The following is a 17,944-nucleotide window of genomic DNA, read 5'->3' as shown; positions in this document are numbered from 1 at the left end:
ACCTTGGTGCAAAAAAGTTCTATGCACGGATGCGAGCGATTGTGGATATTCGCGCGGCAGTGACCGGCAGTAGCAAGGCTGATAGCATGGTGAAACTCCGTGTCGCATTCCGTGAGAAATCCCATGCGCCTTCATTTCGTGGCTGCAATCTTCACCTTAGTGTTTCTGATCTCATGTAGCCAGCATGAGCGGCGAGGCAGTGCGACCTCAACCGGTACCGACGAAGCGGAGACCATCTCTCACGACCTTGGCCCGTTCTTTTATGCTGAGACCGAAATGTATGACAATATGAGAGCGGCTATCGGGACCAGTTCAGGGGACAATTGGGTAAGGATGATGATCGCGCATCATGAGGGAGGTGCGGCGCTGTCGCGCATTGTTCTTAGGGAGAATCCTTCTTCATGCATTGCTGATCTGGCTAGAGAGACCATGAGAGTTCAAGTGGATGCTGTCGGCGTCCTCCGGGCGTTGGAGCGCGAAGGCCCGCTTGACATGGAAAGTGCCTTCATCTTTCTAAAGCCAATTCAAGCAATGCACGACGCGACAATGAGCGTGAATGGTGCCAATGCTTCGGAAATCTGGTTGCGAAAGATGATCGCACATCATCGTGGAGCGATTGCAATGTCCGAGGTTCTTTTGAAGCAGCCCGCTGTTCCCCGGGAGACGGTCAATGCTGTCCGAAGGGTCCGCAGCGCGCAACTGAATGACCTGGTGGTTCTTGAGCGGGCACTTGCCGAGCCGGAACTAATTGACAAATCAGATGGCAGGGACGCTACCACGACTGTTCATGTGCGGACTTGCCCCAGCAAGGCGCGCGGATGACGCGAATAGGCATGACCCCGACCGAAACTCGTACCGGGCTGGCGCCCTCGGTGGGGGCGCAAGCGGAGTTCTCGCGCGATCGGGGAAGCGATTGATGCGTCCGGCGAGCGCCTTGGTAGCCTACCTGGTCCACGAGACCCGTTGATCGACAATGGGCTGTCATGTGCAGTCCGGTCGCCAACTGAAGATCGCAGGCAATGGGAAGTCACCACGGCGATGCCCATTCTGCCCGAGCGGGAGGCAGCGTAACTTGTTTGCATACCGCCATGATCGTGCCCGATCTCGGAATTAAGGGTGTCCTGATCGAGGGGAGTGCGAGACTCGGATCTTATTCAAGGGCGGTGTGATCCGAAACGGCAACCGCAACGACGAGCGCCAGCGCGGCGTCTTCGATGCGCCTTTGCGCTTTGATTACGCGTTCGCCCGTATGGTGCGGCCAAAGCGCAGCTTCATGCTCGAGGCTGCAGAGAGGCACCGCCGGGGGCTTCGACTAATGGGCATCACCTGATGCCGCCCGTTTCACCGCTGGAGAGTTTCAATGTACCAGAAAATTCTGGTGGCTTATGATGGATTGAAGTTCAGTCAGACTGCCTTAAGACACGGGTCCGACCTCGCAAGTCTCTGTAAGTCGGAATTGCATCTGCTGGGAATAATCGCGACAACGGGCAGTAGCGGGCTTGCCGAGGCATATGGAGAAATCGATGTCTGGGGGATGGAGCGTGAAGAGCTCGAACAAGCCCTCGACATGGCCGCCTTGGAATCTGACAGGCAGGGGGTGAACGCCATCATCCGCATACGGCAAGGCGATCCCGGGCGTGAGATTATTGCCTATGCCCATGAAATACATGCTGACCTTGTCGTTCTGGGCCATTCAGAGAAGGGCATGATCGAGCGTTGGTTTGACGGATCGGTTGGCGGCGACTTACTCAGACACCTTCCAGGCAACCTGCTCATCGCGAAGACATAGCATTGGCGCCGGTTGCGAGGGTCACTGTGCGCGGCCAACGTTACAGTATCATCACCATCCGGCCATCGACTTTCCCCGCCTTGAGGTCACCGAACACCTGGTTGATGTCATCGAGTTGCGTCTTGTGTATGTGGGCGCGGACCTTTCCCTCCACCGCAAACTCAATGGCTTCGGCGAGATCCTTGCGCGTGCCAACGATCGAGCCGCGGATCGTGATGCGCTTCAACACCACATCGAAGATCGGCGTCGGGAATGTCCCTGGCGGGAGGCCGGTCAGGCTCACGGTTCCCTTGCGGCGCACCATCTGCAGTGCCTGCGCGAAGGCGGGAACCGAGACGGCCGTCACCAGGACGCCATGCGCGCCGCCGCCGGTCTCCTTGACGATCCTGGCAGGCGTATCGGGCGCTTGCGCGTTCACGGCCAACTCGGCGCCGAGCGAACGGGCGAGGGCGAGCTTCTCTTCGGTCACGTCGAGGGCGACGACATGCAGACCCATTGCCTTGGCATACTGGATCGCAATATGACCAAGCCCGCCGACGCCGGAAATGGCGATCCACTCGCCCGGCTTCGCTTCGGTCTCCTTGATGCCCTTATACGTTGTCACGCCTGCGCAGAGAATGGGTGCCAGCTCTGCAAAGTCGGCATTATCTGGCAGCCGTCCCACAAACGGTGCCGCGCCGATGACATATTCGGCAAAACTGCCATTCACCGTGTAGCCGCTCATATGCTGCGATTCGCAGAGCGTCTCCCAGCCGATCTCGCAGTACTCGCACTGACGGCAGGCATCGTGGAGCCAAGCCACACCGACCGCATCGCCTTCCTTCAACCCAACGACGCCAGGTCCGAGCGCTGCCACGATCCCGGCACCCTCGTGTCCTGGGATGAAAGGCGGAGTCGGCTTCACCGGCCAGTCGCCGTTTGCTGCATGAAGGTCGGTATGACACACGCCCGTGGCGATTACCTTCACCAGCACTTCGCCGGGTCCGGGCGTCGGAATGGGGATTTCCTCGATCTTCAGAGGCTCACCGAAGGCGTGTACCACAGCCGCTCTCATTGTCTTCACCATGGTCGTGTCTCCATATCTGGTACTGATCGGAGCCGCAGGTCGAGACGTCCCTTGCCTTTGGCATTCTTACCCTTTGCGATTCGGTTGAAGTCGGCGAACCTCATTGAGCCACTCCCACACTTGCCGCGAGTGCCGCGACACCCGGCAATTTCCGTCCCTCAAGCCATTCCAGAAAGGCGCCGCCGGCGGTTGAAACGTAGCTGAAGTCGCCTGCGACGCCGGCATGTGTCAGCGCCGAAACCGTATCGCCGCCGCCGGCGACGGAAAGCAGGTCACCTGCTTTGGTGCGCGCCGCGACAAGCCTCGCGATGGTCGTCGTGCCATGGTCGAAGGGGGGCGTCTCGAATGCGCCGACCGGGCCGTTCCAAACCAGCGTGTTCACCGTGTGCAGATGCTGTTCGAAATCGGCGATCGTGTCAGGACCGACGTCGAGGATCATGTCGTCGGCTGCCACCTCACGCGCCGGAACCGTGCGATGCGGCGCCCCCGCTTCGAATACCTTCGCCACCACGACATCAGTTGGCAGAATCAGAAACGAGCCGGTTTTGGTCACGAGACTAACGATGCGCTTGGCCGTTTCGAGCTGATCAGCTTCATAAAGCGATTTGCCGACATCGATACCTTCTGCCGCCAGGAAAGTATTGGCCATCGCCCCGCCTATGACCAGGATGTCGACCTTTTTTAGCAGGTTTTCGATCAGGGCGATCTTGGTCGACACCTTAGCGCCACCGATGATGGCCAAGACTGGCCGGTTGGGCTGGTCCAGCGCCCTATGCAGATGGAGGAGTTCGTCCTGCATCGCTCGTCCGGCCGCCGAAGGCAGAATGTGTGCCACACCTTCGGTCGAACCATGTGCACGGTGCGCAGCCGAAAAGGCATCGTTCACATAGAGATCGCCGAGTTCGGCCAGCGCTCGCGCAAAATCCGGATCATTCGCTTCCTCGCCAGCATGGAAGCGGGTATTTTCGAGCAGGACGACATCGCCATCTTTCAGCTTCGATACGGCGGCCTTCGCCACATCGCCGATGCAATCATTACCGAATGCCACGGTGCGGCCGATGGCTCGGGAGAGCGCGGGGGCAATGGGCTTCAGCGACAGCTCCGGCACGGGTCTGCCCCTGGGGCGGCCGAAATGGGACAGTACGATGACGCGTGCACCCCTTTCGGCAAGCTCCCGGATTGTGGGCACCTGCCGGTCGATCCGGGCCGTGTCGGTGATCCTGCCGTCGTGGACCGGTACATTCAGATCGGCGCGCACAAGTACACGCTTGCCCTTCACATCAAGGTCGTCGAGAGTGGGGTACTGATCGGCCATGTTCGGTGATCGCTCTGGTTATCTTGGCGGTGACGGGAGTCGTCCGTGAATAGGCATCCAATAATGGACAGTGGTCCTCTCGCGTCTTTGACGAAGGTTAAAGAAGAGCGGGCGCTGTCCCATCCCGGCAGGTCGCGCCGAATAGATCCAGGGGCGGTACCTGTTTTTGCGGCAAGCAGCCCTTGTTGTGTCTCACAGGCCAGTGACGCCGTGTCCGGTATGCCGACAAGGGTTTGCCGACAAGGGTTTCAAAGAAGCAAAGCCGTGGTTTGGTGGGCACGCACGAGTACTCCGGAATCTTCCAGCCGATCGGCGGACATGCGCCCGCGAACTTCCGCGACCGAAGTGGCCCCATGCCCCTGCGTCCACTCGGTGAGCCCCTTGACCAGCCGGGCCAGATGTTCCGGTCCGTGGCGCAGCAGCGCCGAGGTTGTCTGAACCGCATCCGCGCCCGCGAGCAGGTATTTTAGAATCTCTTGAACTCCCTCGACGCCTCCGCTCGCAACGAGACTGAGCGGCGTCTTGCCGGCCAGCAAGGCAATCCACCTGAGTCGAAGACGAATCTCCCTTTTTTGCGACAGCTCCAGATTCGGCTGGAACGTCATTGTCTCGAGATCGATGTCGGGCTCATAGAGCCGGTTGAACAGGACGATGCCGTTTGCTCCGGCCTCGGCCAGGCTGGCGGCCAGGTGAGGCAATGCGGTGAAGTAGGGACTGAGCTTCACGGCGATGGGAATGTGGACTGCAGCACGGACGTCGCGCACGGTCTCGATCAATCGCCCCTCGACATCGGCCGAGGTTTCAGTGGGATCGGTCGGAACATGGTGGAAATTGAACTCGAGCGCCGCAGCCCCCGCCGCCTGCAGATCCGCTGCGATGCCGACCCAGCCCTCCCGCGTCGTGGCGCTCAGGCTGGCGACCAGCGGCACTGCCACGGCCTCTGCACCGCGCCGGATTGTCTCTACATGTGCCGCCAACGGATTGCGGCATCCGCACCGGGGCGGGAGATAGCTTGTGACCTCCGGATGGCTTTCCGCGCCGACCACGGCGATGGCCTCCAGCGCCTCTTCCTCGCCGACGAGTTCTTCCTCGTACAGCGAGGCGGTCACGATCGCTGCCGCCCCGGCATCCTCGAGGCGCTTGATGCCGTCGAGCGTCGCTGACAAGGGCGACGCGCCGGCGATCACAGGGTGCGCGAGGTCGAGGCTGAGATAGGTCGTCCCGAGCGTCATTGCGCCGCCTCCCCGGTCTTGTTTCCATTGTGGGGAGCGACGCTTTCCTCCTGCCAGAAGGGATGGAACCGCGTCCCATCTCGCGCGGCGATGTCCTCGTAGAGCCGGTAGCGCTCGTCGACCGCCGCCTGGGCCTGGCGCAGCAACAGCCGGGCCTCTTCGGGCCGGGTCTGCGTCAGGATCCGGTAGCGGAGCTCCTGGTAAGCGAAGTCCTCGAGCGGCAACCGGGGCCGGGTACTGTCGAGGCGGAAGGGGTTCATGCCCGCCTGGCGCATGCGCGGGTCATAGCGGAACAGCGGCCAGTATCCGCTGGCGACCGCCCGCCGCTGCTGCTTCATGCCGTCGCGCAAATTGAGCTTCAGCCCATGCGCGATGCATTGGCTGTAGGCGAGGATGAGCGACGGCCCTTCGTATTCCTCCGCGTCACGCAGGGCCTGGATGGTCTGCTCCGGGCTGCCGGCAAGCGCGATCTGGGCGACGTAGACGTAGCCGGACGCGATCGCCTGCAACGCCAGGTCCTTGCGCGGCGTGCGCTTGCCGGCCGCGGCGAACTTGGCGGCGGCCCCGACCGGGGTCGCCTTTGAGGCCTGGCCGCCGGTGTTGGAATAGACCTCTGTGTCCAGCACCAGGACATTGACGTCGCGCGGCTGGGCGAGGACGTGGTCGAGGCCGCCCGCGCCGATGTCGTAGGCCCAGCCGTCGCCGCCGACGATCCACAGGCTGCGGCGCACGAGGTACTCGGACAGGGCAAGGAGGTTGCGCGCCAGGCCATCGGTCGCGTCGGCCAGCGCACGGCGAAGCTTCTCGACCCGCGTCCGCTGCGCCACGATCTCGCTGTCTGTGCGCTGAGGAGCGTTAAGGATCTCTTCCGCGAGGCGGGTACCAATGCGGTCGGCGAGCGTGCGGACCAAGGAGCGCGCCATCTCCACCTGCTGATCGACAGCGAGCCGCATGCCATATCCGAACTCGGCATTGTCCTCGAACAGGCTGTTGTTCCACGCCGGGCCGCGCCCGTCGGGGGCGGACCGCCAGGGCAGCGCCGGCAGGTTGCCGCCATAGATCGACGTGCAGCCCGTCGCGTTGGCGATCTGCAGGCGGTCGCCGAACAGCTGCGACAAGAGCTTGAGATAGGGCGTCTCGCCGCAGCCGGCGCAGGCGCCGGAGAACTCGAACAGCGGCCGCACGAACTGCAGCCCCCGTGAGAGATGCAGGTCCACGTCCTGGCGGGCGTGCTCCGGCAGGGTATCGAAGAAGGCGAGGTTGCGCCGGCCCGGCTCGATCTGCGGCTGCCGCTCACTGAGATTGATGGCCTTGACGCTCGCGTCGAGCGGGTCGTGGGCCGGGCAGTGGTCGACACAGAGGCCGCAGCCAGTGCAGTCCTCAACCGCGATCTGCAGGGTGAAATTCTTGTCCGGGTAGCCGCGCGCATTGACGGGCGCGGAGAGAAAGCCCTCCGGGGCGCCCTCCAGCAGGGCGCCGTCATAGGACTTGGCGCGAATGACGCTGTGCGGGCAGACGATGCTGCACTGCCCGCACTGGATGCAGAGGTCCGGATTCCAAACCGGCACCTCGAAGGCGATGTTCCGCTTCTCGTACTGCGTCGTACCGCCTTCGTAGCTGCCGTCCACCGGGATGGCGCTGACCGGTATTTCGTCGCCGCGGCCAGCGAACTGCAGCGCTGCGATGCGTCTCATCTGGTCCGGCGCATCGGGTGGCACGAAGACATGCAGTTCTTCGGTCGAGGTCACTGAGCTGGGGACAGTCACTTCGTGAAGGTGATCGAGCCCCGAGTCGACGGCAGCGAAGTTCTTCTCCAGGATCGCGCGGCCCTTGTCGCCATACGTCTTTTCGATCGCAGCGCGGATGCGGCGGACGCCTTCCTCACGCGGCAGCACGCCGCTGATCGCGAAGAAGCATGTCTGCAGGATGGTGTTGACCCGCGGGCCCAGCCCCAGGCGCTGCGCGACCCCGCTCGCATCGATGACGAAGAGCCTCAGGTGTTTATCGAGGATGTGCTGCTGCACCGGCCGGCGCAAATGGTCCCAGAGCTCGGCCGGATCGTAAGGTGCGTTGATGAGGAGTGTCGCTCCCTCGCGGGCATGGCGCAGGACATTGAGCTTGTCGAGGAACTCGAACTTGTGCACGCCGATGAAGTCGGCCGATGAGAGCAGATAGGGCGCCGCGATCGGCGTGTTGCCGAAGCGCAGGTGGCTAACGGTCTCGGCGCCGGATTTGTGGCTGTCATAGACAAAATACCCTTGCGCGTAGCGCTCCGGGTCCTCCGCGAGGATCTTCACGCTGTTCTTGTTGGCTCCGACCGTTCCGTCCGCGCCGAGACCGAAGAACAGCGCTCGGGTCGTGCCCGGGGGCTCGATCTCGAAGCCTGTCTCAACCGGGAGGCTGGTGCCGCAGACGTCGTCGTTGATGCCGATGGTGAAGCCGGTGCGAGGGTCATTGCTCTCGAGGTGGTCGAACACGGCCTTGGCCATCGCCGGGGTGAAATCTTTGGAGGAGAGGCCGTAGCGCCCGCCGACCACCAGCGGCAGGTCCTTGCGGGCGCCGCGGGCGAAAGCGTCGGCCAGGGTTTGCGCCACATCGAGGCAGAGCGGCTCCGCCGGCGCGCCCGGCTCCTTGGTGCGGTCGAGCACGGCGACCTTGCGCACGCTCGCCGGTAGCGCGTCCAGAAAGTCCCCGGCAGCCCATGGCCGGTAGAGCAGAACCTGCAGTACGCCGACCCGCTCGCCCTGGGCGGTCAGGTGGGCGACGGTTGCGCGCAGGGTCTCGGCCGCCGAACCCATCACCACGACCGCACGCTCGGCCTCGGGATGGCCGTCATAGCGGAAAATGCGATAGTGCCGGCCGGTGAGGTTGGCGAAACGGTCCATGGCGCGCTGAACGATGGCAGGCGTTGCCAGGTAGAACGGGTTCACCGTCTCGCGGGCCTGGAAGAAGGTGTCCGGGTTGTGGGCGGTGCCGCGCGTTACCGGCCGCTCCGGGCTCAGCGCCCGCTGGCGGTGCGCGCGCACCAGTTCGTCGTCGATCATTGCCCGGATATCATCGTCCGACAGCATCGTGACCGTGTTGACCTCGTGCGAGGTGCGGAACCCGTCCATGAAATGAAGGAAGGGAACGCGGGATTCGAGCGTGGCCGCCTGCGCCACCAGCGCCAGGTCATGCGCCTCCTGCACCGATGCGGCGCCGAGCACGGCAAAGCCGGTGCCACGCACGGCCATGACGTCGGAATGGTCGCCGAAAATCGAGAGCGCCTGGGTGGCGACCGACCGCGCCGCCACATGGAAGACGGTGGGCGTGAGCTCGCCCGCGATCTTGAACATGTTCGGCATCATCAGGAGCAGGCCCTGTGAAGCGGTGAACGTCGTGGTCAGTGCGCCCGCCTGGAGCGAACCATGCACGGCGCCGGCAGCGCCACCTTCTGCCTGCATCTCCTGCACGATCGGCACCGCGCTCCAGAGGTTTTTCCGCCCTTCCGCCGACCATTCGTCGGCGAGTTCGGCCATCGGCGAGGCTGGTGTGATCGGGAAGATCGCGCAGACGTCATTGACGCGATAGGCGACATGCGCGACCGCCGCATTGCCGTCCAAAGTCATCCGTTCCATGGGCGCTTCCTCTTTCCAGGGCCCTATACACGTAGGCGGAAGCGATGCGGTGCGAGCGGCTCGTCGGTCGGCCCAAGTGGCGCATCCGCCGGCACGGGTTCGGGCTGCATCTCGATGGCGTGGCAGGGGCACTGCTCGAAGCAGATCCCGCAGCCGGTGCAGAGATCGGGCTCGACACGGTAGCCGTGCCCGCGGCCGAGACGCAGGATCGCCTGCTCCGGACAAGCCGCGAAGCAGTTGTCGCATTCGAAGCAATTGCCGCAGGAGAGGCACCGACCCGCTTCGAACCGCGCCTCCGGTTCGCTCAACCCCTGTACGACCTCGTCGAAGGTTGTCCGTGCCGCCAAGGGTCGTTGCGCCTCGCTGCTCCGGGCCGCCTCCAGAAACACGGGCAAGTCGAGCATATCGAAGGTCACGGTCGGATGTTTTGCCGGCCGCTCATGGCGGACGCCTTGCAGCCAGGCGTCGATGTGGCGTGCCGCGCGCTTGCCATGGCCAACCGAAATGGTGACCGATTGCTCGCCTGGCACCATGTCGCCACCGGCGAAGATGCCCGGGTGGCCGGTCATCATGTCGGGACCGACCTTGACCGCACCATTCGCCGTGAACTCGATGCCAGGCACCCGGCCAAGAAAGCCGCTGTCAGTTTCCTGGCCAAGCGCCAGCACGATGGCGTCGGCGGTGAGCGTCTCGAACCGCCCCGTCGGCTGTGGCCGACCGTTCTCGTCGAGCTCCATCGTCTCGACGGTCAGGTCGGGGCCGACGATCTCCTTGATCGTTGTCAGCCACTTGATCTTGACGCCTTCCTCGACAGCTTCGTCGGCCTCGAAGGCGTGTGCCGGCATGTGGGCGCGGTCGCGCCGGTAGACGATCAGCGCCTCCTCGGCGCCGAGGCGCTTCACCGTGCGCGCCGCATCCATGGCTGTGTTGCCACCGCCATAGACGACGACGCGGCGTCCGAGACGCGGCGCCTCGCCGGCGGCAACGTTGTGCAGGAGCGAGACGGCGTCGAGCACCCGAACCGCGTCACGAGCAGGAATATCGACATGCTTGCCGATGCCGGCGCCAATCGCGATGAAGACCGCATCGAAGCCGCCGGCCGTCTTCTCGGCCAGCACGTCCTCGACCCTGTGATTGAGTACGATCTTGACGCCCATGGCCTCGATCCGCCCGATCTCGCGCAGAAGGTCGGCGCGCGGCAGCCGATAGGCCGGGATGCCGAAATGCATCATGCCGCCGGGAAGGGGCCCTGCTTCGTAGATCTCTACTGTGTGGCCGAGGCGGGCGAGGTGATAGGCAGCCGAAAGCCCGCTGGGGCCCGCGCCGATGACGAGCACCCGCTTGCCGCTCGATTCCGCATCGACGGGATAAGGCCAGCCCTCGGCGGTCGCCCGATCGCCGAGAAAGCGCTCAACCGCGTGAATGCCGACGGCCCCATCGAGCTCGACGCGGTTGCAGCTCGTCTCACACGGGTGGTAGCAGACCCGTCCGTGGACTGCCGGCAGCGGGTTGTCCCGCACCAGCGCCTCCCACGCCGCACGGTATTTGCCCGCTTGCGCCAGATCGAGCCAGGCTTGGATGTTCTCGCCGGCGGGGCAAGCCGCGTTGCAGGGCGGCAGATGGTCGATCCATTGCGGGAGCTGTTGTCGCGTCGCTCCTGTCCCGACGGCCACGGCGTGCGTGCGGGTTGCGTCGGGTTGCCTCAACATTGATGCATCCTCCACTCTCTATGACGCGCCATTTTCCATTCGCTCCTCATCGATCCGCTTGGCAGCCGATGCCGAAGCATATGGGGATGAGGATGAACCCGTATCTTCGAGCCCACACTAAATTTCCGCGGCGGACGCCTTCAAATGCACTCCGACAGAATCAAGCCAAGCGCGGCGGTGTTGTCTTTGATCCGCGTTAAAGACCCACGTCGCAAACAGTGGAAATCTTAATTCGGTAACTGGAGAAACATTCGAGAGGTTAAAATGGATCTTTTTCGCGTCGAGGCCGAAGAGGAAAAACAAGGCGAGCAAAAAAGCACGGGCACGTGGCTTATCGCGGCGGGCAGCTTGTTTGGGGCTATGTCTCTCGTACCGGAGAGCTGTGCCGTCAAATCGGTCAATGTGCAGCTCGACACGGCTTGGGGGCCTGAACGGGTTATCGGGTGGATGCCGAGCCGGCCCGTCTTGAACAGAAGCGGCGGGCTGCCCTGTTAGGTGACAGTCCATGGGCAGGGCGTGGTCTAATTACCAGTCCGGATGAAACAAGCGCTCACGTCCGACCGCCCTGCCAATACAGGAAGCGCGTGCCAACGCTGCAAGTCCGGCATGTTGTGACGATTGACGGGAACACGCGAGGTGCACGAGTGGTCAATCCGGCTATCTCTGACCCGAGATCGATCGGATCGGAAAATCTAGAGCGGCGTTTCGCGGAGAAGTGCGCTTGTTCCCGGACGACTCGGGGCGTCACTGCCAAGCGTCTTCCAAGAGATCTTGTGGAGCACAGATGCAGCTCTTCCCATGTGCAGCGGCTACCGCCGCCCACAGTCGAAATTGGCATCGCTTGGCGCAAAGTGTCCTTGACTGAGGTTAAACATCGACACTTCGGCATCCGGGTCGCGGCGTCCGAGACTAGGTAGCGCAGTTGACTCCGCAGCCCATCTTCTTTTGCGAAGGGGATCGGCCTCTGTGAGCGGAGGTCCATCTCTGAGACAGAGCGCGCCAGCACGCCTTGGCGCTTCAGTTCCCCGCGAGACGCCAGCCCCTTAACATTCATCAAAGACCGCCCCATCTGGCGACTGCTAAATTCGCTTCAGGTTATGCATGGCAGCGACTCTACGCGTCGGAGAACTTTGGTGGGCAAGCAGCATTGGCAGGACTGGATCAATGGGCTGCTCGGCTTGTGGATCTTCGGCTCGCCCTGGCTCCTGTCGCACTCGATGGTCACCGAGGTACCGGTGGCAGGCGGGATTCTCGGCATGTGGAATCTTTCGGTTGTCGGTCTCGCGGTTGTCGTGATCTGCGCGATCGCGCTTTACCGGTTCAACACTTTGGCTGAATGGATAAACCTTCTCTCGGGCGCGTGGCTGGTGGTGTCACCATTGGCTTTAGGCTTTAGCGCGTCGGCCGCTCTCACCTGGAATTCGGTGGTCTCCGGCTCGCTGATCGTAATCTTCGCTGGGTGGTGCCTTTACGATGCGCGAAATTCCAGACTGTAGATGTACCCCATGGTTCAATCAGGAAGCTATCCGAGTAGCGGATTGTCCGGATTTTGGTGGGGTGCCCAAGGTTTTGGGGCTGATGATGGGCGCTATCTTCACGCATCATAGCGAGCCTCGCGCGACCGACCAGAGCGATATTCGGCTTCCACTGGGAGCGCTTCGGGCCACGCCGTCAGGCCGCTTGTCGACATCCCCCGGCCAGGTCGCCTTGGGCGCGCGCTTCGCTTCGTCCGGATCCCGTCCACGATTGCAGCAATTCCTGATCGATTCCCGCTAGGTCCATCAGCTTGTCGGGTTCCAGGATGCTGAGGCGCCGGTAACTGAATTTGAGGATTCCCTCCTTCCCGAGATCCCGCAGCACCCGGTTGACGTGAACGCCGGTCAAGCCTGTCGCATCCCCGATATGCTCCTGCGTCACTGGCAAATGCATTTCCTCGATCTGGTACCCAGGCCATCCTGCCCGGGAACGGACAAACAACTCAAGCAGTAGGCGGGCAATCCGTTCGTGTGCCGAACGCCGGCCGACACTGGTGAGGTGATCGAATGACAGGCTGCGTTCCCGCGCCATCAGCAAGGCGAGCCGCAGACCTAGGTCTGGTTGGCGCTGCGACAAATGGCCCAGAGCATTGTGCGGAATGACGCAGACCACCGCATCCGTCAGCGCTTGCGCACCGAAGGATATTGTCGCGCCGAGCGGTGAATGAAAACCGAGTACGGCACCGGGTAATGCGAAATCGAGAATCTGCCGCCGTCCATCGGCCAGGATTGTGTAGCGGAACATCCACCCATCGACGAGATTGAAGATCGCGTCACAAGGTTCGCCGAGGTTGAGGAGATCCTGACCCGCCTTGAGGTGTCGGTCATTGGTCCGGTACCCGGAAATAAACTCCACCGTGCTATCGCTGTAGCCGGAGCAAAGACCGTCAACGCGGGCCTGGCACGTTTCGCAATCGACGCGAGCGCTTCTGGGCGCCTTCATGATATTCGCCATTGCTGCGTCTCCCCGCATTGAATCCAACCCGAATATTGGCATAGCCGATGCGTCTCATTGAGAGGGCCGGTCACCCCTCGAGGTAGAGAGGGGCTCGCGCCCAATGTTGACCACCTTCAGGCAACCCAACATCCAAAGACGCAGTGACGGCAGAACGATTACAGTGATTCTTTAGCGAGTTCGCCAAGGGGGGGGTACGCAAAGAGCGGTCAATAGATTGCATCCATGGCCGCATCTGACACCGCCACAGTCACGAGAATGAGTCTGCCATCCCGGTCCGAACCGAGGGTCCTCATCGTCATCCCCGGTCTCGCCGAGGGCATCGCGCGGTTACCCTGTTGACGCATCAAAAGCGAAGTAGCCGAGCCCTTGAGCCCGTCCGCACCCGCTTCCAAGATCTTGATCGACACACGGAAGTTTAACCCAAGGCAAAGATTTGGTCCGACGTCGCGGGCATATTTTAGTTAATCAATTGGGGACAGCGCGTGCTGGCGAAGGCATCCGTGGGTCGGGCAGAAACACAGGTCCGAAGCATGATCGTGGACCGATCGAAACGGACGTGGCGTTTTCACACGAAGAAGACTGAGATGCGGCAGATGGAGCATCAGTCCGGACCTTTGGGTGCCGCTTGCATGACCGATGAAGGGCAGTGGCAATGGAATGGCTTTTACAGAACTGGTTTTGGGTACTAGTCGGTGTCGCCTTTGTTGCCTTGCATATGTTCGGGCATGGTGGTCACGGCGGTCACGGCGGTCACGGAGGGCATCGCGGCGACCGCTCTGACGGTCGGAGTACCGATCACGGATCAGCGGAACGGCGCGACGCGGATGGATCTTCGGCGCATCGGCATTAGGAGACGCGCGCCGGACGCAGGTCTTCGCCCCCCGAGGAACTAATTGGAGCGCGCGATGTTGAACACGAAACTGGTCGCTTGGTCATTGGGCATCTGGACAACCATCACGTTTTTGGTTTGCGTGATTTACGGACTGGTCACGCCGCAAAGCCTGCGCATGAGCGGATTTCTGGAAATGATGCTGCCCGCCTTCAAATGGCTCACCTGGTGGGGTTTTCTGCTCGGCCTGGTCGAGGCCTTCCTCTATGGTGTCTACGCCGGTCTCGTCTTTTGTCCGATTTACAATTTTCTGCACAGAAGATGGGGCCCGCGGCCAACAATGATGCCGCTTGGTGCATCGTCCAAAAATTGAGCCTGTTGGGACGCCCTGTTCTTCCCGGTCGCGATTGCGTCATATGGTAATTCCACCAGCAAATTTCCGACCTGCGAGGCCGATGACGTTGGCGCTGTTCAATTGGGGCTGGTTCAAACGGCTCCGAATACAGCGGGGGACGGGGGCTCTGTTGCGGCGAGGACTAAGTATAGTTCACATGAACCAAGCTCGATTTCGAGCATATGTCGATGAACTCCGGGATCGCACTGACCAGAGTTCGGAGAGCATCACCGAGATTGAACAAGTAAAGCTGGTCGAGACGATCCGCGCAAGCAGCCAAAAATCAATCTGTTCGACGTCGGGATTGCAGCGCGTTGCGTGTATGGTCTGGCGCGACCGCCTTGAATCCGCATCAATACGAAGAGTTCTGCGATAGGAGAATGAATTATGGCATCACAGCAAGGAAAGATCCGGGTCGCGCTGAACGGTTACGGTGTAATCGGCAAGCGAGTCGCTGACGCCGTTGCGAGCCAGCACGACATGGAACTTGTCGGCATCGCCGACATCGAGACAGACTGGCGGATGAGGACGGCTCTTAGGAAGGGATTCAGGCTCTTTGCGTCGCTCGAGGATCGCGGCGAAGCCATGAAGAGGGCGGGCTTGGACGTGTCCGGCACGCTCGACGACCTCCTGAACGAGACCGACGTGGTGGTCGACTGCACTCCGAAGCCGATCGGAGCGCAGAATGCCGAGCATTACCGTACGCGGGGAGTGAAGTTCATCGTACAGGGCGGCGAGAAGCACGAGGTGACCGGGCATTCGTTCGTAGCGGAGGCGAGCTATGAAAGCGCACTGGGGCAGAGAGCCACCCGGGTTGTCTCCTGCAATACCACCTCTATCGTGCGCACCTTGACGGCTCTCAAGCACGCCGGCCTCCTGAAAAGGGCAAGGGGTACCGTCATGCGGCGCGCGACAGACCCATGGGAAAGCCACAAAGGCGGGATAATGAACACTCTCGTTCCAGAAAATGAAATACCGAGCCATCAAGGCCCGGATGCCCGGACGGTCGACCCCGAGCTTGATGTCGTGACGATCGCCGTGAAGGTGCCCGAAACCATCGCGCATCTGCACAGCTGGTCCGTGCAGTTGACGCGCAACGCGTCAAAGGAAGAGATTATCGACGCATTCCGCCAGTCTTCGCGCATTGCGCTCATTCGGATGAGCGATGGTTTGACGGCGCTTAACACAGTCAAGGAATTGATGGCCGACGTCGGACGGCCGCGCGAAAACCTCTACGAAGTTGCGCTATGGGAAGACCTGGTGACGGTGCAGGGCGATGAGGTCTTCTATGCCTACATGGTCGATAATCAGGCGATCGTAATTCCCGAGACCATCGACGCGATCCGTGCACTTACCGGTCGTGAACGCGACGCAAGCGCTTCAATCGCCTTGACCAACGCCGCGCTGGGTATCGGCGCACTGTTGTCCTGAGACCTCACGCTTCGCACATTGCAAGGCTGCACTTCCCATGGGCCTTGCAGGCGTTGCGCCAGAAACTTTCTGGTGCGCTTCTGGCACCCTTCGATAGGGCAACTGCCAGGTGGCCAGTTCAGCGCCCGGCCTGGTGTCTATCTCAATGTGGCGCAGCCTTGTCAATTCCTTCGCGGAGACGGCGATAAGGACCAAGATGCAGATCTACGCCATTTGGGGATGAAAGGTAATTCGATTCAAGCCGGCTGAACCAGCATCTGCCCGGCGGTCGTCGAAGACGGTGGCAAACCGCAAATTTTTGACCAACATGCCTCGGCCCTCAGTCCAGACACCAAAGTGCGGGCATCAAGGATCAAACTGAGCGTTTCACGCTACTGGTCAGCGCAGGTGCCATCCGGCTGCGCCTATGCCGCAGGAAGATCATCAAAGCCGATCACAAGCTCGTCGACCGCGAGCGCGCCGGAGCCCAACCTGATGTCGATCCCCGCCGCCCGGAGTTTCTGGGCTGCGGGACCGCCGATGAAACCCAGGATGAGCCGATGAACACCGGTTTTCAGGATCTGATCACACATTGCGTCGGGCGTGTCATCCTCCCTTGCGCGGAACTCGCGAGAGCCGTTATCGGGATCGATGATGAGGAGGCCGTCGCATTTGCTAAAGAACGGGCACAGCACGGTTCCTTCATGCGAATGCGTGACCAACAATGCCGTCCGGGCCGACGGTTCTGGACGAGTCAAAGCCGAGCGTGACATCCCTTCCTCGCTTGCCAAATATTCCCGGTTTGGAAGAACAGAGATGAGACGAGTCTCAAGCTGCAATCCTTAATCCCGATCAAATTGGATCATGGGTGCCGTGGCAGCGACGTACAGGCCTCCAGGATCGGCCATTGCCGGCATGGTGGCTGGCACCTTCTCTCGAGCGAATGTGCCGGCGGGTCGTACCGGCAGGCCTCAACTTGGTCGTTCGCGCCGTTCGGGCAGCCGCTATTCCTGCGCCTTGCCGACCCTGAGCAAATCCTTGAACTCCATCGGGAATGGAAAGACGATCGTGGAACTGCGCTCACCTGCGATGACGTTGAGCGTGGAGAGATAGCGTAGTTGCATTGCTTCGGGCTGGCGTCCAAGGATCTCTGCCGCCTCAAGCAGTTTCTGCGCGGCTTGATGCTCGCCTTCGGCATTAATGACCTTGGCGCGCCGCTCGCGCTCCGCTTCGGCCTGGCGCGCGATCGCACGAACCATCGATTCGTCGATGTCGACGTGCTTGATCTCGACATTCGAGACCTTGATGCCCCAGGCATCGGTCTGGCCATCGAGTATTGCCCGGATGTCCGTGTTCAGTTTGTCGCGCTCAGCGAGCATCTCATCAAGATCGTGCTTGCCGAGGACAGAGCGCAGCGTGGTCTGAGCGAGTTGGCTCATGGCGTAGATATACTGCTCCACCTGGATGATGGCGCGCTCCGCGTCGACCACATGGAAATAGATGACGGCATTGACGTGAATTGAGACATTGTCACGCGAAATAAGGTCCTGGGTTGGCACGTCGAGGACAATTGTCCGCAAGTCAACGCGGGCCAACGTCTGTATGAACGGAAAGACGAGGATCAGCCCCGGGCCTTTGACGCCGGTGAAGCGGCCGAGGGTAAAGACCACAGCTCGTTCATATTCGCGCAGGATACGGATCGCGCTCGCCAAATACACTGCGACGATGGCGATTCCCACGATCCAGACGATAGAGTTGCCTGTCAGGGCGATCGAATCGGCTGTCATCATTTGCTCCTTCTGCAAATTGCCCAGGGGGCGGTCAGTGCCGTATGGGGCCATGTGAGCTAATGCCGGTACGGGGAGGAATCTTTGATGGAGGTTGAACTCCGGAACTTTGCGCGATCACTTTCTGAGCCTGTCTCCCCTTTGGTTTTGGTGGCGAATTTGGCCGAGCAGCAAGGGAGGCCTTCCCTTTCGTCCCGCATTTTCACATAGATCACATCAGTGGATTGGAGGCGCCGAGACCCGGTCGGGAGATGTGCCATCCGATGGGCAAGGCCACTGCTTTGATCTGCTGCGGGAAAATCT

Annotated in this window: 14 protein-coding genes; 6 read left to right on the top strand and 8 right to left on the bottom strand. The window is 61.6% G+C overall.

Going from position 1 to position 17,944, the window contains the following annotated elements:
- The first annotated feature begins 123 nt into the window (after window positions 1-123).
- Window positions 124-822, top strand: coding sequence for a DUF305 domain-containing protein (locus B2G71_RS24105; protein WP_168176346.1), 699 nt, complete (start codon window positions 124-126; stop codon window positions 820-822).
- Between the two features lie 538 nt (window positions 823-1,360).
- Window positions 1,361-1,789 carry a universal stress protein gene (locus B2G71_RS11725; protein WP_098105952.1) on the top strand — a complete coding sequence of 143 codons (429 nt, stop codon included), beginning with the start codon at window positions 1,361-1,363 and terminating at the stop codon, window positions 1,787-1,789.
- A gap of 40 nt (window positions 1,790-1,829) precedes the next feature.
- Here the strand turns inward: B2G71_RS11725 and adhP are convergent, their stop codons facing one another.
- The 5 genes from adhP to B2G71_RS11700 form a co-directional block, all read right to left on the bottom strand.
- Window positions 1,830-2,855, bottom strand: coding sequence for an alcohol dehydrogenase AdhP (adhP, locus tag B2G71_RS11720; RefSeq protein ID WP_098105951.1), 1,026 nt, complete (start codon window positions 2,853-2,855; stop codon window positions 1,830-1,832).
- 100 nt (window positions 2,856-2,955) lie between these two features.
- A complete protein-coding gene (locus B2G71_RS11715; RefSeq protein ID WP_098105950.1) occupies window positions 2,956-4,170 on the bottom strand; it encodes a phosphoglycerate kinase in 1,215 nt (404 codons plus the stop codon).
- A gap of 248 nt (window positions 4,171-4,418) precedes the next feature.
- A complete protein-coding gene (locus B2G71_RS11710; protein ID WP_098105949.1) occupies window positions 4,419-5,402 on the bottom strand; it encodes a dihydroorotate dehydrogenase-like protein in 984 nt (327 codons plus the stop codon).
- Window positions 5,399-9,019 carry a pyruvate:ferredoxin (flavodoxin) oxidoreductase gene (gene nifJ / locus B2G71_RS11705; RefSeq protein WP_098105948.1) on the bottom strand — a complete coding sequence of 1,207 codons (3,621 nt, stop codon included), beginning with the start codon at window positions 9,017-9,019 and terminating at the stop codon, window positions 5,399-5,401. The genes B2G71_RS11710 and nifJ overlap by 4 nt, the downstream gene beginning before the upstream one ends.
- A gap of 23 nt (window positions 9,020-9,042) precedes the next feature.
- Window positions 9,043-10,728 carry an NAD(P)-binding protein gene (locus B2G71_RS11700; protein WP_168176345.1) on the bottom strand — a complete coding sequence of 562 codons (1,686 nt, stop codon included), beginning with the start codon at window positions 10,726-10,728 and terminating at the stop codon, window positions 9,043-9,045.
- 264 nt (window positions 10,729-10,992) lie between these two features.
- On the opposite strand from B2G71_RS11700, the gene B2G71_RS11695 reads away from it, so the two are divergent.
- Both B2G71_RS11695 and B2G71_RS11690 read left to right on the top strand, forming a co-directional pair.
- Entirely contained in the window at window positions 10,993-11,223 is a 231-nt protein-coding gene (locus B2G71_RS11695; RefSeq protein WP_098105947.1) for a hypothetical protein, read from the top strand.
- A gap of 638 nt (window positions 11,224-11,861) precedes the next feature.
- The gene (locus B2G71_RS11690) at window positions 11,862-12,224 is read left to right on the top strand and encodes an SPW repeat protein (RefSeq protein WP_168176344.1); all 363 of its coding nucleotides are present in this window, start codon (window positions 11,862-11,864) and stop codon (window positions 12,222-12,224) included.
- Window positions 12,225-12,399: 175 nt separating this feature from the next.
- Here B2G71_RS11690 and B2G71_RS11685 read toward each other — a convergent pair whose 3' ends face one another.
- The gene (locus B2G71_RS11685; protein WP_240530125.1) at window positions 12,400-13,218 is read right to left on the bottom strand and encodes a Crp/Fnr family transcriptional regulator; all 819 of its coding nucleotides are present in this window, start codon (window positions 13,216-13,218) and stop codon (window positions 12,400-12,402) included.
- Between the two features lie 908 nt (window positions 13,219-14,126).
- On the opposite strand from B2G71_RS11685, the gene B2G71_RS11670 reads away from it, so the two are divergent.
- The gene (locus tag B2G71_RS11670; RefSeq protein ID WP_098105943.1) at window positions 14,127-14,423 is read left to right on the top strand and encodes a DUF5676 family membrane protein; all 297 of its coding nucleotides are present in this window, start codon (window positions 14,127-14,129) and stop codon (window positions 14,421-14,423) included.
- A 408-nt stretch (window positions 14,424-14,831) separates the two neighbouring features.
- Window positions 14,832-15,875 carry a type II glyceraldehyde-3-phosphate dehydrogenase gene (locus tag B2G71_RS11665; RefSeq protein WP_098105942.1) on the top strand — a complete coding sequence of 348 codons (1,044 nt, stop codon included), beginning with the start codon at window positions 14,832-14,834 and terminating at the stop codon, window positions 15,873-15,875.
- A 404-nt stretch (window positions 15,876-16,279) separates the two neighbouring features.
- Here B2G71_RS11665 and B2G71_RS11660 read toward each other — a convergent pair whose 3' ends face one another.
- Both B2G71_RS11660 and B2G71_RS11655 read right to left on the bottom strand, forming a co-directional pair.
- On the bottom strand, window positions 16,280-16,693 hold the full coding sequence (locus B2G71_RS11660; RefSeq protein WP_141521560.1) for a NifB/NifX family molybdenum-iron cluster-binding protein: 414 nt from the start codon (window positions 16,691-16,693) through the stop codon (window positions 16,280-16,282).
- A gap of 165 nt (window positions 16,694-16,858) precedes the next feature.
- Complete coding sequence (locus B2G71_RS11655; RefSeq protein WP_098106006.1) at window positions 16,859-17,641, bottom strand: slipin family protein; 783 nt, start codon at window positions 17,639-17,641, stop codon at window positions 16,859-16,861.
- Between the last annotated feature and the right edge of the window lie 303 nt (window positions 17,642-17,944).

Source organism: Novosphingobium sp. PC22D, assembly GCF_002556635.1.
Lineage (GTDB): Bacteria > Pseudomonadota > Alphaproteobacteria > Sphingomonadales > Sphingomonadaceae > Novosphingobium.
Note: the sequence above shows the minus strand (reverse complement) of the source record. Positions and strands in the feature narration are given on the sequence as shown.